This is a genomic window from Levilactobacillus suantsaii (assembly GCF_004115745.1).
GTDB lineage: Bacteria > Bacillota > Bacilli > Lactobacillales > Lactobacillaceae > Levilactobacillus > Levilactobacillus suantsaii.
Genome location: NZ_QXIL01000069.1, coordinates 1 through 540, shown reverse-complemented (window position 1 = coordinate 540; position 540 = coordinate 1). Strand labels below are relative to the sequence as shown.

General features: G+C 50.7%; 1 rRNA gene. It reads left to right on the top strand.

Going from position 1 to position 540, the window contains the following annotated elements:
- Positions 1 to 540 (top strand): 23S ribosomal RNA (locus tag DXH47_RS11585); the annotation flags it as partial.

Genomic DNA, 540 nt, shown 5'->3' with positions numbered 1-540 from the left:
TCCTCCCAGGGTCAGTCGGGACCTAAGCCGAGGCCGCAAGGCGTAGGCGATGGATAACAGGTTGATATTCCTGTACTAGTTAAGATTGTTTGAACGATGGAGGGACGCAGGAGGCTAAATCATGCGCACGATTGGAAATGTGCGTCCAAACGCTGAGTCTGGTGATGAGTCAAATGCTTATCGCTAAGGACAAGGCGCGACGGGAACCGAATTTTAGTAGGGAAGTGCTCCACGTCACACTGCCGAGAAAAGCTTCTAGTGAGATCTTAATTACCCGTACCGCAAACCGACACAGGTAGTCGAGGAGAGTATCCTAAGGTGAGCGAGTGAACTCTCGTTAAGGAACTCGGCAAAATGACCCCGTAACTTCGGGAGAAGGGGTGCTACACGCAAGTGTAGCCGTAGTGAAAAGGCCCAGGCAACTGTTTATCAAAAACACAGGTTTCTGCAAAATCGTAAGATGAAGTATAGGGGCTGACGCCTGCCCGGTGCTGGAAGGTTAAGTGGATGAGTTAGCTTCGGCGAAGCCCAGAAATGAAG